A 16,488-nucleotide genomic window follows, 5' to 3' on the forward strand; every position below is an offset into this window, starting at 1 on the left:
CGGCAGGGGGGATGCCGTCGGGGGCGGTGTGCGGACCCCAGATCCGCGCGGACTCGGCAGGTGCCGGCACGGGTCCTGCAGCCGACCCTGGCAGGGCTGTCTGAGCGATCGGGCAATGCGGGCTATGCGCGGGCTGGGCGTCGGCTCATCGTCGTCCGGCCTTTCGTCGAAACAGCCACGCGCCCCACAGCGCCGCCACGAGGAGGATCGCCACGCACCAGCCGATCGCCCACCATGCCTCCGCCTGCATCGGGGTGTCCATCAGGAGAGCGCGGATGGTCTCCACGATGGGCGTGATCGGCTGGTGGGCGGCGATCGCCTGGAGCCAGTCGGGCATGCTCGCGACGGGGACGAAGGCACTGGAGAGGTACGGCAGGAACAGCAGGACGAAGCCATAGCCGTTCGCTGCTTCGGGGCTGCCGGCGGCGAGGCCGATCGCGGCGAACAGGTAGGTGATCGCGAGGATGTAGAGCGCGATCATGCCGGCCAGGGCGACCCACTCGAGCGGAGTGGCCGATGGGCGGAATCCGACCAGTACCCCGACGCCGATCACGACGGCGGTCGCCACGAGGTTGCGGAGGACACTGGCGACGACATGCCCGGTGAGCACGGCGCCGGCGCGCAGGGGCATGGTACGGAACCGGTCGATGATCCCCGTGCGCATGTCGTTCGCGACGTACACGGCGGTGGAGGAGGCGCCGAAACCGGCGCACGTCAGGATGATGCCGGGGACCACGTAGTCGACGTAGGCGCCGGAGGGATCGATGGCCCCGCCGAACACCCACGTGAACATCAGCATCAGCATGACGGGGAGCAGGATCGCCATGAGGAGGGACTCGCCGTCCCGGAGGGAGTGGCGGAGGCTGCGCCCGACGAGGACGGTCTCGGCGGTGAGGCCGCGGAGGGGTGGCCGCGGGGCGGGGGCCGCCGCGGGCCCGGAGGTTCCGGGCACAGTGGCGTGGGCGATGTTCATGCGGGCTCCTTCCGGGGCGCGGCGCCTGCGGTCGCGGCGTCGGGGGCGGTGACGGCGAGGAAGACGTCGTCCAGGGTGGGGCGACGGAGCGTGACGGTGCCGGCGCCGCCGTCCTCGTCCAGGAGGTCGAGCGCTCGGCGGAGACCGCTCACCGAGCCGTCGGTCGGGATCTCCCGCTGAAGCTCCCCGCGGTCGTCGCGGAGCTCCACCGTGTCGCCGCCGACCCGGGCCTTCAGCGCCGCGGCCGTTCCGAGCGCCGCGATGCGACCGTCGTGAAGCACGGCGATGCGGTCGGCGAGCTGATCGGCCTCCTCGAGGTACTGCGTCGTGAGGAACACCGTCGTGCCGCTGTCCGCGAGGACCCGGATGATGTCCCAGAGGTCGCGCCGACTGCGGGTGTCGAGCCCTGTCGTCGGCTCGTCGAGGAAGAGGACCTCTGGGGCCACGACGAAGCTGAGGGCGAGATCGAGACGCCGACGCATGCCGCCGGAGTAAGTGCGGACGGCGCGGCCGGCGGCCTCGCCGAGATGGAAGCGATCGATGAGATCCGCGGCGCGACGCCGCGCGCCGGCACGACCGAGCCCGGACAGACGGGCGAACATCACCACGTTCTCGGTCGCGCTGAGGGCGTCGTCCACGGCGGCCGACTGACCGGTGAGGCTGATCCGTCGCTGCACCTCCCGCGGGTGAGTCCGCACATCCCAGCCGGCGACGCGCGCCGTGCCTCGATCCGCCGCAGTGAGGGTGGTGAGGATGTTGATCGTCGTCGTCTTGCCGGCGCCGTTGGGCCCGAGCAGAGCGAACACCTCGCCACGGGCGACGGTGAGGTCGAGATCACGAATGACGGTCTTCGCGCCGAAAGCCTTGTGCAGGTCGTGGACGTCGATGGCTCTGTCCATCAGGGTTCCCTTCTGTGTATCTCCAAAACTGTGTATGTGCAACGCAATCGTGTATGACCGTAACACACTGTTTAAGTAATAAACAGAAGTAGGATGAAAGCCATGACCGAGAAGGAGCCGCCCGAGCTGCCGCGCGGGATCGCGCTTGCCTGGGGTGTCGCGGCCGATCCGCAGCGCGGCCCGAAGCGGGAGATGAGCGTCGAGAAGATCGTGGAGGCGGCGGTCGCCCTCGCCGACGCCGACGGGCTCGGTGCCGTCTCGATGGCTGCGGTCGCCGCGCGTCTGGGATTCACGCCCATGTCGCTCTACCGGTACGTCTCCGCCAAGGACGACCTCCTGCTCCTCATGCAGGAGGAGGCGACGGGCCTGCCGCCGGAGAGCCACCTCGAGGTCGAGGGGTGGCGCGAGCGGCTGCTCGCCTTGTACGAGGCGCAGATCCTCGTGTATCTGCGGCATCCCTGGATGCTCTCGCTGCCGATCTCGGGCTCGCCGATCACACCGAACAGCTCCGCCTGGCTGGATGCCGGCCTCGCCGCCCTCGATGGCACCCCGCTCACGGCAGAGGAGCGGATCGCCGTCGCACTCGCCGTCACCGGCCATGCCCGCTGGTGCGGGATCGTGCAGGCCGGATACACCGAGCAGTCGCGGTCGTCCGGTCTGAGTCCGGACGAGGTCGCGGCCCGTGAGGCCTCGCTGTTCGACCGGGTCATCACCGCTGACGAGTTCCCCGCCCTGCGGCGGGCTATCGAAGACGGAGTCTTCCTGTCGTCGGCCGACCCGTTCCGCTTCGCGGTGGAACGCACCCTCGACGGCGTCGCCGCGTACATGACGGGCCTCGAACGCGGGGAGCGGCACATCGTCGCGGAGGAGTGGGTCGATCTCGACGTCGCCGAGCTTGCTGGAGACAAGCGGCTCAAAGAGGCGCAGAAGGCCAGCCGTGAGGCGGAGAAGGCCCTTCGCGCCGCGCGCAAGGTCGAGCGGCAGGCCCTACGGGATGCGCGCGAGCGGATCGCCAAGGCGAAGAGATCCGCCTGAGTCCTCCGGTCCGGCAGGATGGGCGCATGACGGACGAGTACCGCGCGCATTTCGACTTCGCGATCACCTTCGCCAACGGCGGCGGGCTGCAGGGGCAGGGGTTCCGACTCGATCTGCCACGGGAGGACGTGACCGCGGACGAGGTCGCAGCCCTGCTCATCGCTCATCTCGGTCTGGCGCTCGTGGGCGAGGTCGAGCTCAGTGATCTGCGGATCGTCGCCGAGCCGCACCGGGGCAGCCGAGGCGTCGCGGCTCCGGCTCGTGGAGACCGCACCGAACGGGTCGTGGACCTGAGCCACCCGATCGCGGAAGGCATGGTCACCTATCCCGGGCTGCCGGCGCCGACCATCACCCCGCACCTCACCCGCGCGGCGTCGCGCGAGCGCTATGCGCCGGGGACGGAGTTCGCGATGGACGTGATCACGATGATCGGCAACACGGGTACTTACCTCGACGCGCCGTTCCACCGCTATGCGGACGGGGCCGACCTGGCGTCGCTAAACCTCGACACCCTCGTTGACCTGCCTGCCGAGGTCTTCCACCTCCGCGACGCGTGGACGCCCGAACGGCGGGGTATCAGGGCGGCGACGCTCGCCGATCGCGAGCTCCGCGGCAGCGCGGTGCTCCTGGACACCGGCTGGAGCCGGCTGTTCGGCACGCCCGCCTACGGCACCGGCTCGCCCTTCCTCACCGACGACGCGGCGCGCTTCCTCGTGGACGCCGGGGTGCGCCTCGTCGGCATCGACGCGCTCAACATCGACGACACGGAGAGCGGCGGGGAGCGACCGGCGCACAGCATCCTCCTCGCGGCGGGCGTGCACGTCGTCGAGCACCTCACCGCTCTGGATCGCCTCCCCGCGCGCGGGGCGCGGTTCACCGCGGCCCCTCCCGCGATCCGCGGGTTCGGGACGTTCCCGGTCCGGGCGTTCGCGACCGTGCCGACATCCCACTGATCACAACAGCCACGCGGGTTTACACGCGTCCCAGCGACCCCATAGAGTGTGCTCATCGAGAAAGGGGTACGTGGGATGCCCGAGGTTCCAGACGTCCGATTCCTGACGGTGGCCGAAGTCGCCGAGCTCATGCGCGTGTCCAAGATGACCGTGTACCGGCTCGTGCACGCCGGTGACCTCCCCGCCATCCGATTCGGACGGAGCTACCGCGTGCCGGAGTCCGCCGTCGCGGAGGCTCTGCAGCGGCCCATCGCCGACGCCGGCTGACGGAGGGGCGCGGGGCACCCTCCTGAGTTTGCTAGGATGATCCGAGGCATTTTTCGTGCTCGTACCCGGGTGTCCGATTCCGGCGACACCCAGCCCCTGACTTAGTGAGGTTTCCGTGGGTTCTGTCATCAAGAAGCGCCGCAAGCGCATGGCGAAGAAGAAGCACCGCAAGCTGCTTCGCAAGACTCGCCACCAGCGCCGCAACAAGAAGTAAGCGGCCAGACACCGAGCGCCTGTCTTCGGACGGGCGCTTTGTGTCTCTGCGCGCCGTTCCGCACCGCCGAGAGGATGTCATGAAGTCGATCACCGTCGCCGAACTCGCCGAGCGCTCCGGCACGCCCCTCATCGATGTCCGGGAGGTGCACGAGTTCCAGGCCGGCCACGTCCCCGGCGCCGTGAACATCCCGATGTCCGAGATCGGCAACCGCCTGGGCGAGCTCCCGGCCGAGTCGTTCGACGTGATCTGCCAGGCCGGCGGCCGCTCGGCTCGCGTGGTCGAGGCGCTCGAGGCCCGCGGCTACGACGCCACCAACGTCGAGGGCGGAACCGGCGAGTGGATCGCCCAGGGACGCGAGGTGGAGGTCCCGTCGTCGTGACGACGCTGACCCTCATCGGCAAGCCCGACTGCCATCTGTGCGCCGTGGCCTCCGAGGTCGTCGACGCGGTCGTCGCCGAACTGCCGGACGCCGCCGCGGAGCGCATCCAGATCGTCGAGGCGTCGATCCAGGACGACCCCGCCCTGTACGAGCAGTGGTGGGAGAAGATCCCTGTCGTCCTCATCGACGGACGACTGCATGCGCACTGGCGCGTGTCCCCCGACCGGCTGCGCGAGGCGCTGGAGGAAGCCGTCGACGCGGAGGCCCGTGCCGACCAGAAGGAGCTGCGATGACCATCCGCCATGTCGTGACCTGGAAGCTCGCCGCGGAGGACGCGGGGGAGCGGCAGGCCCAGGCGGCCGAGGTCGCCCGTCGGCTCAACGCCCTCGACGGCGTCGTGCCGCAGCTGCGCAGCATCTGGGCCGGTGCGAACGACGTGTACCCCGACGCGAACTGGGACGTGACCCTGGTCGCGGACTTCGACTCCATCGCCGACCTCGAGCAGTACCAGGTGCACCCTGCGCACGAGGAGGTCGCCGGGTACATCCGCTCGGTCGTCTCCGGCCGTGTGGCGGTCGACGCCGAGCTCTGAGCGTCGAGCGTCGTCCCCGCGGCACCGAAACACAAACGTGATGCGGCGCGAGGGGATGTCATTGGTCACGCGACGAGCCGCATGTTTAGATGAACTCCTACCCGTCCGTGGGCTCACCCGCCCCCCGACTCCCAGGAGCCGACATGTCCCGTCGTAACCTCTTCGCCGGCCTCGCGATCGCGGCCACCGCCACCCTCGCGCTCGCCGGATGCGCCGCCGGCTCCTCCGATGCGGGCAGCGGCGGCGAGCCCGCCGCCGGCGACGAGTACGGCCTCGTCGAGGCGGGCACGCTCACCGTCTGCTCCGACATCCCCTACCCGCCGTTCGAGTTCGAGGGCGACGACGGCGAGTACACGGGCTTCGACATCGACCTCCTCGGCGCGATCGCCGAGCAGCTCGACCTCAAGCTCTCCGTGCAGGACGTCGGCTTCGATGCGCTGCAGTCGGGGACGACCCTCGCCGCCGGCACCTGCGACGTCGGCGCCTCGGCCATGACGATCACCGACGAGCGCAAGGCCAACATCGACTTCTCCGACCCGTACTACGACTCGCTGCAGTCGCTGCTCGTGCGCACCGACTCGGGCATCGAGTCCATCGACGACCTCGACGGCAAGAACGTCGGCGTGCAGCAGGGCACCACGGGCGAGGCGTACGCGACCGAGAACGCGAAGGGCGCGCAGCTCGTGCAGTACCCCTCCGACGGCGAGCTGTGGCCGGCCATCCAGGCGGGGCAGATCGACGCGATCCTGCAGGACCAGCCCGTCAACCTCGAGCACGAGAAGGCCGACTCCTCCTACGAGATCGTCGAGACCTACGAGACCGACGAGTCCTACGGCTTCGCCTTCGCGAAGGGCGAGAAGGACGAGCTCCTGGACGCCGTGAACGGTGCGCTCGCGGAGCTGAGGGACAACGGCGAGTACCAGAAGATCTACGACCAGTACTTCACGGCGAACTGAGCCGGGGAACACGGAGGTCGGGAGGACCTTGACAATGGCGTTGAGGCGCACCACCAAGCAGAAGCTCTACCGGTACACCGTCTATGCGGTGCTGATCGCGATCGCCGTCTGGATCGCGTTCAGCACCGACTGGGCCCGGCTCGGGCAGCTCTTCTTCAACCCCGAGGTCGCAGCCAAGATGCTGCCGGGGATCATCACGACCGCGCTCGTCAACACGCTGTGGTTCACGGCGGTGGCGTTCACGGGCGGCCTGCTCCTCGGCGTGATCCTCGCGCTGATGAAGCTGTCCGAGATCGGTCCGTTCCGGTGGATCGCGACCGTCTGGATCGAGCTGTTCCGCGGACTCCCCGCCCTGCTCACGATCTTCGCCATCGGGTTCATCGTGCCGATCGCGCTCGGTGTGCGGGCGCAGGAGCTCGGCGGTCCCGTGGTGCTCGGCCTGATCGGGCTCGTGCTCGTGGCATCGGCCTACATGGCCGAGACCATCCGCGCGGGACTCCAGGCCGTGCCGAAGGGACAGACCGAGGCGGCGCGTTCGCTCGGCATGTCGCCCATGAAGACGACCTTCTGGATCGTGGTCCCGCAGGGCTTCCGGATCATCATCCCGCCGCTGACGAACGAGTTCGTGCTGCTGCTGAAGGACACGTCGCTGCTGTTCGTCGTCGGCACGTTCGTCTGGTCGAAGGAGCTCACCACCTTCGCCCGTGACGCCAGTACGCAGAACGCCAACGGAACGCCGCTCATCATGGCGGCGATCCTCTACCTGATCGTGACGATCCCGCTCACGCGTTTCAGCGCGTGGCTGGAGCGTCGGATGGCGAGGACACGATGAGCACCGACCTGATCGACGTCCAGGCCCCCGCGATCGCGATCCAGGACCTGCACAAGAGCTTCGGCGACAACGAGGTGCTCAAGGGCATCGATCTGACGGTGCTCGCCGGCGAGGTCGTCTGTGTGATCGGCCCGTCCGGTTCCGGGAAGTCGACGCTGCTCCGCTCGGTGAACCTCCTGGAGGAGCCCACGGGCGGCAAGGTGCTCATCGAGGGCATCGACATCACCGATCCCGACATCGACATCGACCGCGTGCGCACCCGCATCGGGATGGTGTTCCAGAGCTTCAACCTCTTCCCGCACCTCAGCGTGCTCGGCAACCTCACGATCGCGCAGCAGCGGGTGAAGAAGCGCTCGAAGGCCGAGGCCGACAAGGTCGCCCGCGCCATGCTCGAGCGCGTCGGTCTCGCGGAGAAGGCCGACGCGTACCCCGGGCACCTCTCGGGTGGGCAGCAGCAGCGCGTGGCCATCGCCCGGGCGCTGTGCATGAACCCCGACATGATGCTGTTCGACGAGCCGACGTCGGCCCTCGACCCGGAGCTCGTCGGCGAGGTGCTGCAGGTCATGCGGTCGCTGGCCGACGAGGGCATGACGATGCTCGTCGTCACGCATGAGATGGGCTTCGCGCGCGAGGTCGGTTCGCGGCTGATCTTCATGGACGGCGGACACATCGTCGAGGAGGGCGACCCCCGCGAGGTGCTCGCCAATCCGCAGCATCAGCGCACGAAGGACTTCCTCTCCCGCGTCCTGTAACTCTCCCCGCCCCGGTGTCGCCGAGACCCCGGGCATTCGTCGAGACCCCCGGCTGCCGACGTCTGCAGCCGGGGGTCTCGACGTGAACCCGGGGTCTCGGTCAGCCGCGGGGGCGCGCGACCACCGGGGCGGGGGTCACCGCGATGCGGACGCGGTCGCCGAACGACGGGTGCACGGCGGGATCGTGCTGCACGCGGACGAGCTCGCCCGACTCCGTGCGCACGAGGGTCCGCCGCATGCTGCCGAGGAACGTGCTCTCCTCCACGAGGGCATCGGTGGCGGCATCCTCCGCGGAGGTGAAGCGGACGTTCTCCGGACGGAGGTACACGTCGACGGGGCCGTCGGCGGGGGTCTGCAAGGGGAGACGCTGCCCCCACACGACGACGTGCTCGCCGTCCGCGACGCCGGACACGACGCTGGAGAGGCCGACGAACGAGGCGACCTCGGCGGTCGCGGGAGTCGTGTACAGCTCTTCCGGGGACCCGATCTGCTCGATGCGACCGGAGTTCATGACCGCGATCCGGTCCGACACCGCGAGGGCCTCCTCCTGGTCGTGCGTGACGAAGACGGTCGTGATGCCCAGCCGCAGCTGAATGCGCCGGATCTCGTCGCGGAGCTGCACGCGCACCTTGGCGTCGAGCGCCGACAGGGGCTCGTCGAGCAGCAGCACCCGGGGTTCCGTGACGAGGGCGCGAGCCAGGGCGACCCGCTGCTGCTGTCCGCCGGAGAGCTGATGCGGGAACCGGTCGGCGAGGTCGGCGAGGCCCACGAGGGCGAGCGCATCGAGGGCACGCCGCGCCGCCTCGGTCGTGCCGACACCCCGACGACGGAGCCCGAAGGCCGTGTTGTCGAGGACGCGGAGGTGCGGGAAGAGCGAGTACGACTGGAACACCATCCCGATGTCGCGCCGGTTCGTCGGCACCCGCGAGACGTCTCCGCCGCCGAGGAGCACCGTCCCCTCCTCGGCGCTCTCGAGTCCCGCGAGCACGCGGAGCAGCGTCGTCTTGCCGCAGCCGGAGGGGCCGAGCAGCGAGACGAACTCCCCGGGGGCGATGTCGAGGTCCACGCCGTGCAGCACCCTCGTGCCGCCGTACCTCTTGACGATGCCGTGGAGCTCGACCCGCGTGCCGTCGCCGGCCTGGGCGAGCAGCAGGTTGTCCTTGGTGCGCGGGAGTGCGTGATCGAGGGTCATGAGCGGGCCTTTCGCGGACCGCGGGCGACGCGGCCGATGAGCAGGAGCAGGAGGAAGACGAACGACAGGGCGAGCAGCGTGAAGATCGCGGGGGCATACGGGTCCTGCTTCTGCACCACGACCATAGCCGTCTGGAAGACCTGCCGGTTGAGGAGGGACGCGATCGTGAACTCCCCGAGCACCACCGCGATGGAGATCAGCGAGGCGGCGAGCAGGCCCTGGCGGAGGTTCGGCGCGAGCACGCGGAGCACGACCGTCGGCCAGCCCGCCCCGAGCGAGCGCGCGGCCTCGGACAGCGTGCGCAGGTCCGCGGCATCGATCGACGCCTGGATCGAGCGGAAGGCGAAGGGGAGGACCGTGACACCGTAGGCGAAGGCGAGGGTCCAGGTGCCGGTGCCCACGGTCCGACCGATCTGCAGGTAGATCGGCGCGAGCCCCACGACGAGCACGATGGCGGGGATCGAGATCGGCAGGAGCGCGACGAACTCGAAGGCCGCCTTGAGCCGCGGGAAGCGGAGGTTCACGAGGATCATCGTGGGGGCCAGGAGGAACAGCACGATCGCCACGGTCACCACCGCGAGGATCAGCGAGTTCCCGAGCCCCGTCCAGAGGGGCTTCAGGGCCGCCGACGCCGCGGGGTCGAAGAGGGCGGTCCAGTGCGCGAACGAGAGGCCGTCGGTGTCGCGCAGCGTGAAGAGGAACGTCGACACGAGGGGCACCGCGAAGAACGCCCCGACGACGATGCCGATCACCGCACGGGTCGCGCGGGACGGGGCGAGGCCGTTCATGCCTGCCACCGCGAAGCCCGTCGCTGGATCAGGGAGTACAGCGCCATCACGACCCCGACCACGATGATCATGCCGAGGGCGAGAGCGCCGGCGAGGTTCTCCCGACCGAGCAGGGTCTCGCTGGTGATCGCCGTGCGGATCTGCAGCGGGACGATCTGCGAGCCCTGACTCGCGAGCGCCGCGGCCGTGGCGTACGAGGAGAACGCGTTCGCGAAGAGCAGCAGCAGGCTGGCGAGGAACGACGGCGCCAGCACCGGAAGGCCGATCCGCAGCCAGAAGCTCGCCCTGCTGCCCCCGAGGGTGAGGTTCGCCTCGACCCACTGCGGCTTCAGTGCAGCGAGGGCGGGCAGGAAGGTGATGACCATGAGCGGCACCTGGAAGTAGATGTACGGGAGGATGAGGCCGGGCAGCTCGTACAGCCAGGTGCCTTGGGCGAAGATGTCGATGCCGAACGTGTCGCGGAGGACGACCGTGACCACGCCCTGGATGCCGATCGTGGCGATGAAGGCGAAGGCGAGCATGACGCCGCCGAACTGCGCGAGGACCCCGGCGGCCGCGTCCACGGAGCGCCGCACGACGCCGTCCGGGTTCATGCCGAGCAGAGCGTAGGAGACGAGGGCGCCGACGAGGGCGCCGACCGCTGCGGTGAGCAGCGACAGCCCCGCCGAGTTCGCGAAGGTCGTGAGCACGACGGGGTCGCCGAGGGCGGCGACGTTCGTCCAGGTGAAAGCACCGTCGCCGTCGAAGAACCCGGAGCCGATCGCGAGCACGGTCGGCACGGCGAGGAAGAGCAGCACGTAGGCGGCGAACGGTACGAGCCCCAGCCATGCCACGGACGGCGCCGACCGCCGGGCCCGCGTGTGCGACGCGGGTCCGGCGGCGGTGGCGGGGGCGGACGCCGCGGCCTCCACCCCCGGTGCGACGACGGTGGTCACTGGACCGCCGCTGCCCACTTCTCGCCGAGCAGCGTGCCGGCGTTCTCGGACTGCTCCTCGGTCGGCACGACGGTCTCCTCCGGGGCCTCGGGGAGAGCGGCCGCGAGCTTCTCGTCGATCGTGCCGGCCTCGGTCATCGCCTCCATGCGCACCGGACGGGCGCCGCCCTTCAGCCACAGGTTCTGCACCTCGTCGCTGTAGAGGAACTCCTGCCACAGACGCGCGGCGGCCGGGTTCGGAGCGTCGACGTTGATGGCCTGGTTGTAGTAGCCCGCGTAGCCGGTGCCGTCGAAGACCACCACCTTCCAGTCCGGGTTGTCGGCCGTGTGCGCCGCGTTCAGGTAGTCCCAGTCGAAGACGACGGGGGTCTCGCCGCTGGCGACGGTCGCGGTCGTGACGTCGACCTTGAGGAGGTTCCCGGCCTTCTGCAGCTCGGAGAAGAAGTCGATGCCCGGCTGGAAGTCGTCGAGCGTGCCGTCCGACTGCACCGTCGCCAGGCCCACGGCGGCGAAGGCCGCTCCGGCCTGCGTCGGGTCGCCGTTGATGGCCACGGCGCCCTTGTAGTCGGCGGAGAGGAGATCGGACAGCTCGGCCGGCGCCTCGAAGGCCGAGGAGTCGTAGCCGATCGACATGTAGCCGCCGTAGTCGCCGACGAAGAGACCGGTGGGCTCCTTCAGCTCGTCGGGGATGTCGTCCCAGGTCTGGACCTTGTACGGGGCGAAGGCGTCGGTGTTCTGCAGGGCGACGGTCAGGCCGAGGTCGAAGACGTCGGGAGCGGTGTCGAGGCCCTTGTTCGTCTCGGCCGCCTGGATCTCCTCGGCGCTGGAGACGTCGGGCGAGGCCTCGTTGATGGTGATCTCGGGGTACTTCTCCGCGAACAGGTCGAGGATCTCGCCGTAGTTCGCCCAGTCGCGGGGGAGGGCGATGACGTTGAGCTGACCCTCCTCCTTCGCGGCCGCCTCCAGGTCGGCGAACGAGCCGAAGTCCTCGACGGAGGTCGCGCTCGCCGCGTCCACGGCGTCGTCACCGGCGGCCGGGGTGTCGGTCGCGGAGGCGCAGGAGGTCAGAGCGATGACGGCCGTGGTGGCCAGGGCGATGCCGGCGCCGATGCGTGCGCGGCGGATGGAGCGTGCCATGAGTGTCCTCTCGGTGTCCGGCGCTGTGAGCCGGTATCGGGTTGCGAGAGGACACTACGAGTCCGAGGTGGCCACGCGGAGCGGTGCGGGTGAACGGTCGGTGTCGGGCGGGTGGCGCGGGGATGCGCTCCGGATTCAGCGCTGCGGGACGGTGTACTTGAAGCCGCGGTGCGAGCCCACGTAGCCGAGGCGCTCATAGAACCGGTGCGCGTCGGTGCGGGCGGCGTCGGAGGTGAGCTGCACCATGGCCGCACCGAGGGCGGGCGCCGCGGTGTCGCCGACCCAGCGCATGACCGCGGAGCCGATGCCCGAGGACCGGAGGTCGCTGCGCACCCGGACCGCCTCGACGAGCAGCCGCCGAGCGCCGCGGCGCGCCATGCCGGGGATCGAGGTGAGCTGGAGAGTGCCGACCACGGCGCCCTCGAGCTTCACCACGAGGAGGTCGTTCGAGGGGTCGGCCAGGATCTCGCGGAGGCCGCGCTCGTACGCCGGACGGTCCTCGTCGGACGCCACATCTCCGCGGGCGGCGCTGATCGGGTCGTCGGCGAGCAGCGCGATGACGGCGTCGGCGTCGGCCTCGGTCGCCCGCCGGAGCACGGCGTCCCCGCTCCTCGACGCGAACGGATGCGGAAGCGGGAGAGCGGCGAGCATGAGCCCAGTCTGCCAGCGGTGGATGCGGGACGGCGCCCGCGGGTCTGGAATCATGGCGGAGTGGATATCGGCAGCCTCCTCGGACTCGAGCAGCTCACCTGGGGGATGCTGATCCTCATCATCGTGGCGGCGTTCAGTGCCGGGTGGATCGACGCGGTCGTCGGCGGCGGAGGGCTGCTGCAGCTCCCGGCGCTGCTCCTCATCCCCGGCATCGCCCCGGTCCAGGCGCTCGCGACGAACAAGCTCGCCTCCGTGTTCGGGACCGCGACCAGCAGCATCACCTACTACCGCCGCGCCAAGCCCGACCTCCGCACAGCTCTGCCGATGGCGGTGATCGCGTTGATCGGCTCGTTCGGGGGCGCGGCGGTCGCCACGGTGCTGCCCCCGGCCGCCTTCAAGCCCATCATCGTGATCGCGCTGCTGGCGGTGGCCCTGTTCACGGCGCTCCGGCCGCAGCTCGGGGCCGCGACGCAGCTGCGCTTCCACGGGCACAAGCACCACATCATGGCCGGGCTGGCCGGGCTCGGCATCGGGTTCTACGACGGGATGATCGGTCCGGGCACGGGCACCTTCCTCGTGATCACCCTCGTCGCGCTGCTGGGCTACGACTTCCTGCAGGCGAGCGCGAAGGCCAAGATCGTGAATCTCGCGACGAACGCGGGGGCGCTGCTCCTCTTCATCCCGCACGGCTCGGTGCTGTGGCTGCTCGGGGGCATCCTCGCGGTCGCGAACGTCGGCGGCAGCTACCTGGGCTCGCGGATGGCCATCTCCCGCGGGACGACGTTCATCCGCGTGGTGTTCCTCGTCGTCGTGGTGGCTCTCATCGCGAAGCTCGGCGTCGACGTGTGGAACGAGAACCTCGCCCCCCTCTTCGCCTGATTCCCCCTTCTTCTTTCTTCGCCGAGACCCCGGGTACGCGACGAGACCCCGGGCTGCCAGCGGCAGTGTCCCGGGGTCTCGGCGGCAAGTCGAGGTCTCGGCGGGTCAGGCCTCGTCCTCGGGAGTGAAGTCCACACCGGCCTCGGCGCGCTGCTCGGGGGTGATCGGCGCGGGAGCGGAGGTGAGGGGATCGAAGCCGTTCCCGGACTTCGGGAAGGCGATGACGTCGCGGATCGACTCGGTCTTCGTCAGGTGCTGGAGCACGCGGTCCATGCCGAGTGCGATGCCGCCGTGCGGGGGAGCGCCGAACTTGAACGCGTCGAGGAGGAAGCCGAACTGCTCCTGCGCGACCTCGTCGCTGATGCCCATGACCTCGAAGACCCGCTTCTGGATGTCCTCGCGGTGGATGCGGATGGACCCGCCGCCGAGCTCCGAGCCGTTGCACACGATGTCGTACGCGTAGGCGAGGGCCGAACCGGGGTCGGTGTCGAACGTGTCCTCGAACTCGGGCTTCGGACCCGTGAACGCGTGGTGCACGGCCGTCCAGGCACCCGCGCCGACCGCGACGTCACCGGAGGCGACCGCGTCGGCGGCCGGCTCGAACATGGGGGCGTCGACGACCCAGGTGAAGGTGAACTCGTCCGGATTCAGGTACCCGAGGCGACGGCCGATCTCGACCCGTGCGGCGCCGAGCAGCGCCCGGCTCTCCTTGGCGGCACCGGCGGCGAAGAACACGCAGTCGCCCGGCTCGGCGCCGACGAACTCCGCCAGGCCCGCCTGCTCGGCCTCGGACAGGTTCTTCGCGGCAGGCCCACCCAGGGTGCCGTCCTCGTTGAACAGCACGTAGGCGAGACCGCGCGCGCCGCGCTGCTTGGCCCAGTCCTGCCACGCGTCGAGCTGCTTGCGTGGCTGGCTCGCGCCGCCGGGCATGCGCACCGCGCCGACGTACTCGGCCTGGAACACGCGGAACGGGGTGTCCTTGAAGTACTCCGTCGCCTCGACGAGCTCGAGTCCGAAGCGGAGGTCGGGCTTGTCGGAGCCGTACTTCGCCATGGCGTCGGCGTACGTCATCCGCGGCAGCGGGGTCTGCACCTCCACGCCGATCGTCTTCCACATCGCCACGATGAGCGCCTCCATGAGGGCGATCACGTCCTCCTGGTCGACGAAGCTCATCTCGATGTCGAGCTGCGTGAACTCGGGCTGGCGGTCGGCGCGGAAGTCCTCGTCGCGGTAGCAGCGGGCGATCTGGAAGTACTTCTCCACACCGCCGACCATGAGCAGCTGCTTGAAGAGCTGCGGCGACTGGGGCAGGGCGTACCAGCTGCCCGGGTGCAGACGGGCCGGGACGACGAAGTCGCGGGCGCCCTCCGGCGTGGAACGGGTGAGGGTCGGGGTCTCGACCTCGGTGAAGTCCTCGGCGTGCAGCACGTCCCGGATCGCCTTGTAGACGTCGGACCGCAGGCGCAGCGCGGAGGCGGCGGCCGGGCGGCGGAGGTCGAGGTAGCGATACTTCAGGCGCGCCTCCTCGCCGACGGTCTCGGTGTCGGCCAGAGCGGTCGAGACCTGGAACGGCAGCGGCGCCGACTCGTTCAGCACCTCGACGTCGGCCGCGATGACCTCGATCTCGCCGGAGGGGAGGTTCGGGTTCGCGTTGCCCTCGGGGCGCCGCGACACCTCGCCGGTGACCTTGAGGACGAACTCGTTGCGCAGCGGGTGGGCGATCTCCTCGTCGCGGATGACGACCTGGGCGATGCCGGACGCGTCCCGCAGATCGATGAACGCGACGCCTCCGTGGTCACGACGACGATCGACCCACCCGGTGAGGGTGACGGTCTGACCGATGTTCTCGGCGCGCAGGGAGCCTGCGGAGTGGGTGCGCAGCACGGAGGATTCCTCCTGATCCGGGGAAAGATGAACCCGCCCAGTCTACGCGGGCGTCCCGGCCCTTCCCGGCCGGGTCGCCAGCGCGGAGCAGCGGCACCTCAGTAGGATCGCCACGACGAAAGGCGGACCCCCATGCACCTCTCCATCTCGGACGGCAACGGCCTTCCCGACCTGTTCGGCGCGATCTTCTCCGGCACGACGGGACTCATCGCCCTCATCTTCTACATCCTCGTCGTGGTCGGACTGTGGAAGGTCTTCACGAAGGCGGGGTACCCCGGCATCCTCGCGATCATCCCGATCGTGAACGTCGTGTTCCTCGTGAAGATCGCCGGGATGTCGGGCTGGTTCGCCCTGCTCTACCTCGTGCCGATCGCGAACTTCATCCTCGGGGTCATCGTCGCGTTCAAGCTCGGCGCGCGCTTCGGCAAGGGCGGGGTGTTCTCCTTCTTCCTGCTGTTCCTGTTCCCTTACATCGGCTATCTGATCCTCGGGTTCGGCGACTCCCGCTACCGCGAGGTCTGACGTGGCGGCATCACTTCTGCACCTCGTTCGCCACGGTGAGGTGCACAACCCGTCCCGCGTGCTCTACGGACGGCTGCCCGACTACCACCTCAGCACCGCGGGGGAGGAGATGGCTCAGGCGGCGGCGGAGCACGTGGCGGGGCTCGGCGATCCGGTGACCGCCCTGTTCGCGTCACCGCTCGAGCGTGCGCAGGAGTCGGCCGCCCCGTTCGCGGAGGTGTTCGACCTCGAGCCCGAGACGGACATCCGTCTGATCGAGCCGACGAACGTGTTCGAGGGCACCCGGATGCGGCGGTCGCTCATGAACCCGATGAACTGGTGGCACCTGCGTCAGCCGTCGCTGCCGAGCTGGGGGGAGCCGTACGCCTCGATCGCGGAGCGCATGCTCGGTGTGATGGACGAGGCATGGACGGCCGCGGCCGAGATCCCGACCGCGGGGGACATCGTGATGGTGTCGCATCAGGCGCCGATCTGGATCACGCACCTCCGGGTCGCCGGCCTGCCGCTGCAGCACGACCCGCGGACCCGCCGCTGCGCCCTGTCGAGTGTGACCTCGTTCGCGCGCGTGGGCGACGTCTGGCGCGAGGTCTCGTACGCCGAGCCCGCCGCGACCGGCGGTGCTGTCGACGTCGGGGCCGTCTGATCC

The 16,488-nt window shown here is 69.8% G+C and carries 21 protein-coding genes; 13 read left to right on the plus strand and 8 right to left on the minus strand.

Features of this window, described 5'->3' with window-relative positions; translation table 11 throughout:
- Nucleotides 1–145: 145 nt before the first annotated feature.
- Both ACFU8V_RS05585 and ACFU8V_RS05590 read right to left on the minus strand, forming a co-directional pair.
- A complete protein-coding gene (locus tag ACFU8V_RS05585; protein ID WP_338565446.1) occupies nucleotides 146–973 on the minus strand; it encodes an ABC transporter permease in 828 nt (275 codons plus the stop codon).
- Nucleotides 970–1,872, minus strand: coding sequence for an ATP-binding cassette domain-containing protein (locus ACFU8V_RS05590; RefSeq protein WP_378869652.1), 903 nt, complete (start codon nucleotides 1,870–1,872; stop codon nucleotides 970–972). Before ACFU8V_RS05590 ends, ACFU8V_RS05585 begins: the two co-directional genes overlap by 4 nt.
- 102 nt (nucleotides 1,873–1,974) lie before the next feature.
- Here ACFU8V_RS05590 and ACFU8V_RS05595 point away from each other — a divergent pair, with 102 nt between their 5' ends.
- The 10 genes from ACFU8V_RS05595 (at nucleotide 1,975) to ACFU8V_RS05640 (ending at nucleotide 7,855) form a co-directional block, all read left to right on the plus strand.
- Nucleotides 1,975–2,907: a TetR/AcrR family transcriptional regulator gene (locus ACFU8V_RS05595; protein ID WP_085603839.1), complete on the plus strand. Its 933-nt coding sequence runs from the start codon at nucleotides 1,975–1,977 to the stop codon at nucleotides 2,905–2,907.
- Nucleotides 2,908–2,933: 26 nt separating this feature from the next.
- A complete protein-coding gene (locus ACFU8V_RS05600) occupies nucleotides 2,934–3,860 on the plus strand; it encodes a cyclase family protein (RefSeq protein WP_378869656.1) in 927 nt (308 codons plus the stop codon).
- Between the two features lie 75 nt (nucleotides 3,861–3,935).
- Entirely contained in the window at nucleotides 3,936–4,127 is a 192-nt protein-coding gene (locus ACFU8V_RS05605) for a helix-turn-helix domain-containing protein (protein ID WP_025104463.1), read from the plus strand.
- Nucleotides 4,128–4,242: 115 nt separating this feature from the next.
- Nucleotides 4,243–4,341, plus strand: a complete 99-nt coding sequence (locus tag ACFU8V_RS05610) for a 30S ribosomal protein bS22 (RefSeq protein WP_003792170.1) — start codon at nucleotides 4,243–4,245, stop codon at nucleotides 4,339–4,341.
- Between the two features lie 79 nt (nucleotides 4,342–4,420).
- Nucleotides 4,421–4,723, plus strand: coding sequence for a rhodanese-like domain-containing protein (locus tag ACFU8V_RS05615; RefSeq protein ID WP_303708487.1), 303 nt, complete (start codon nucleotides 4,421–4,423; stop codon nucleotides 4,721–4,723).
- A complete protein-coding gene (locus ACFU8V_RS05620; RefSeq protein WP_025104461.1) occupies nucleotides 4,720–5,016 on the plus strand; it encodes a glutaredoxin family protein in 297 nt (98 codons plus the stop codon). The genes ACFU8V_RS05615 and ACFU8V_RS05620 overlap by 4 nt, the downstream gene beginning before the upstream one ends.
- A complete protein-coding gene (locus ACFU8V_RS05625; RefSeq protein ID WP_249521723.1) occupies nucleotides 5,013–5,315 on the plus strand; it encodes a Dabb family protein in 303 nt (100 codons plus the stop codon). The genes ACFU8V_RS05620 and ACFU8V_RS05625 overlap by 4 nt, the downstream gene beginning before the upstream one ends.
- A gap of 143 nt (nucleotides 5,316–5,458) precedes the next feature.
- Complete coding sequence (locus ACFU8V_RS05630; protein ID WP_378869662.1) at nucleotides 5,459–6,271, plus strand: basic amino acid ABC transporter substrate-binding protein; 813 nt, start codon at nucleotides 5,459–5,461, stop codon at nucleotides 6,269–6,271.
- 34 nt (nucleotides 6,272–6,305) lie between these two features.
- The gene (locus tag ACFU8V_RS05635) at nucleotides 6,306–7,103 is read left to right on the plus strand and encodes an amino acid ABC transporter permease (protein ID WP_025104458.1); all 798 of its coding nucleotides are present in this window, start codon (nucleotides 6,306–6,308) and stop codon (nucleotides 7,101–7,103) included.
- Nucleotides 7,100–7,855 (plus strand): amino acid ABC transporter ATP-binding protein, encoded by a 756-nt coding sequence (locus ACFU8V_RS05640; RefSeq protein ID WP_025104457.1) that lies wholly within the window; start codon nucleotides 7,100–7,102, stop codon nucleotides 7,853–7,855. The genes ACFU8V_RS05635 and ACFU8V_RS05640 overlap by 4 nt, the downstream gene beginning before the upstream one ends.
- 100 nt (nucleotides 7,856–7,955) lie before the next feature.
- Here the strand turns inward: ACFU8V_RS05640 and ACFU8V_RS05645 are convergent, their stop codons facing one another.
- The 5 genes from ACFU8V_RS05645 to ACFU8V_RS05665 all read right to left on the minus strand — a co-directional run bounded on the left by ACFU8V_RS05645 (nucleotide 7,956) and on the right by ACFU8V_RS05665 (nucleotide 12,557).
- Nucleotides 7,956–9,047: an ABC transporter ATP-binding protein gene (locus ACFU8V_RS05645; protein WP_378869666.1), complete on the minus strand. Its 1,092-nt coding sequence runs from the start codon at nucleotides 9,045–9,047 to the stop codon at nucleotides 7,956–7,958.
- Complete coding sequence (locus tag ACFU8V_RS05650) at nucleotides 9,044–9,835, minus strand: ABC transporter permease (protein ID WP_085603818.1); 792 nt, start codon at nucleotides 9,833–9,835, stop codon at nucleotides 9,044–9,046. The genes ACFU8V_RS05645 and ACFU8V_RS05650 overlap by 4 nt, the downstream gene beginning before the upstream one ends.
- Nucleotides 9,832–10,770: an ABC transporter permease gene (locus tag ACFU8V_RS05655; protein WP_378869668.1), complete on the minus strand. Its 939-nt coding sequence runs from the start codon at nucleotides 10,768–10,770 to the stop codon at nucleotides 9,832–9,834. Before ACFU8V_RS05655 ends, ACFU8V_RS05650 begins: the two co-directional genes overlap by 4 nt.
- The gene (locus ACFU8V_RS05660; RefSeq protein WP_366216337.1) at nucleotides 10,767–11,906 is read right to left on the minus strand and encodes an ABC transporter substrate-binding protein; all 1,140 of its coding nucleotides are present in this window, start codon (nucleotides 11,904–11,906) and stop codon (nucleotides 10,767–10,769) included. Before ACFU8V_RS05660 ends, ACFU8V_RS05655 begins: the two co-directional genes overlap by 4 nt.
- 135 nt (nucleotides 11,907–12,041) lie before the next feature.
- Entirely contained in the window at nucleotides 12,042–12,557 is a 516-nt protein-coding gene (locus ACFU8V_RS05665; RefSeq protein ID WP_378869671.1) for a GNAT family N-acetyltransferase, read from the minus strand.
- Nucleotides 12,558–12,662: 105 nt separating this feature from the next.
- Between ACFU8V_RS05665 and ACFU8V_RS05670 the strand changes: the two genes are divergently transcribed.
- Nucleotides 12,663–13,436, plus strand: coding sequence for a TSUP family transporter (locus ACFU8V_RS05670; protein WP_060921721.1), 774 nt, complete (start codon nucleotides 12,663–12,665; stop codon nucleotides 13,434–13,436).
- 105 nt (nucleotides 13,437–13,541) lie between these two features.
- Here ACFU8V_RS05670 and aspS read toward each other — a convergent pair whose 3' ends face one another.
- On the minus strand, nucleotides 13,542–15,320 hold the full coding sequence (gene aspS, locus ACFU8V_RS05675; RefSeq protein ID WP_378869674.1) for an aspartate--tRNA ligase: 1,779 nt from the start codon (nucleotides 15,318–15,320) through the stop codon (nucleotides 13,542–13,544).
- Nucleotides 15,321–15,452: 132 nt separating this feature from the next.
- Between aspS and ACFU8V_RS05680 the strand changes: the two genes are divergently transcribed.
- Both ACFU8V_RS05680 and ACFU8V_RS05685 read left to right on the plus strand, forming a co-directional pair.
- Nucleotides 15,453–15,842, plus strand: a complete 390-nt coding sequence (locus tag ACFU8V_RS05680; protein WP_025104449.1) for a DUF5684 domain-containing protein — start codon at nucleotides 15,453–15,455, stop codon at nucleotides 15,840–15,842.
- Between the two features lies 1 nt (nucleotide 15,843).
- A complete protein-coding gene (locus ACFU8V_RS05685) occupies nucleotides 15,844–16,485 on the plus strand; it encodes a histidine phosphatase family protein (RefSeq protein WP_025104448.1) in 642 nt (213 codons plus the stop codon).
- Nucleotides 16,486–16,488 lie beyond the last annotated feature (3 nt).

The organism is Microbacterium sp. NPDC057658, from assembly GCF_042799975.1.
GTDB lineage: Bacteria > Actinomycetota > Actinomycetes > Actinomycetales > Microbacteriaceae > Microbacterium.

Coding starts and splice junctions, on each gene's coding strand:
- ACFU8V_RS05660 (WP_366216337.1), bottom strand. CDS start 11,906: ATGGCACGCTCCATCCGCCGCGCACGCATCGGCGCCGGCATCGCCCTG.
- ACFU8V_RS05670 (WP_060921721.1), top strand. CDS start 12,663: ATGCTGATCCTCATCATCGTGGCGGCGTTCAGTGCCGGGTGGATCGAC.
- ACFU8V_RS05590 (WP_378869652.1), bottom strand. CDS start 1,872: ATGGACAGAGCCATCGACGTCCACGACCTGCACAAGGCTTTCGGCGCG.
- ACFU8V_RS05635 (WP_025104458.1), top strand. CDS start 6,306: ATGGCGTTGAGGCGCACCACCAAGCAGAAGCTCTACCGGTACACCGTC.
- ACFU8V_RS05680 (WP_025104449.1), top strand. CDS start 15,453: ATGCACCTCTCCATCTCGGACGGCAACGGCCTTCCCGACCTGTTCGGC.
- ACFU8V_RS05665 (WP_378869671.1), bottom strand. CDS start 12,557: ATGCTCGCCGCTCTCCCGCTTCCGCATCCGTTCGCGTCGAGGAGCGGG.
- ACFU8V_RS05640 (WP_025104457.1), top strand. CDS start 7,100: ATGAGCACCGACCTGATCGACGTCCAGGCCCCCGCGATCGCGATCCAG.
- ACFU8V_RS05630 (WP_378869662.1), top strand. CDS start 5,459: ATGTCCCGTCGTAACCTCTTCGCCGGCCTCGCGATCGCGGCCACCGCC.
- ACFU8V_RS05585 (WP_338565446.1), bottom strand. CDS start 973: ATGAACATCGCCCACGCCACTGTGCCCGGAACCTCCGGGCCCGCGGCG.
- ACFU8V_RS05595 (WP_085603839.1), top strand. CDS start 1,975: ATGACCGAGAAGGAGCCGCCCGAGCTGCCGCGCGGGATCGCGCTTGCC.
- ACFU8V_RS05600 (WP_378869656.1), top strand. CDS start 2,934: ATGACGGACGAGTACCGCGCGCATTTCGACTTCGCGATCACCTTCGCC.
- ACFU8V_RS05645 (WP_378869666.1), bottom strand. CDS start 9,047: ATGACCCTCGATCACGCACTCCCGCGCACCAAGGACAACCTGCTGCTC.
- ACFU8V_RS05615 (WP_303708487.1), top strand. CDS start 4,421: ATGAAGTCGATCACCGTCGCCGAACTCGCCGAGCGCTCCGGCACGCCC.
- ACFU8V_RS05650 (WP_085603818.1), bottom strand. CDS start 9,835: ATGAACGGCCTCGCCCCGTCCCGCGCGACCCGTGCGGTGATCGGCATC.
- ACFU8V_RS05625 (WP_249521723.1), top strand. CDS start 5,013: ATGACCATCCGCCATGTCGTGACCTGGAAGCTCGCCGCGGAGGACGCG.
- ACFU8V_RS05605 (WP_025104463.1), top strand. CDS start 3,936: ATGCCCGAGGTTCCAGACGTCCGATTCCTGACGGTGGCCGAAGTCGCC.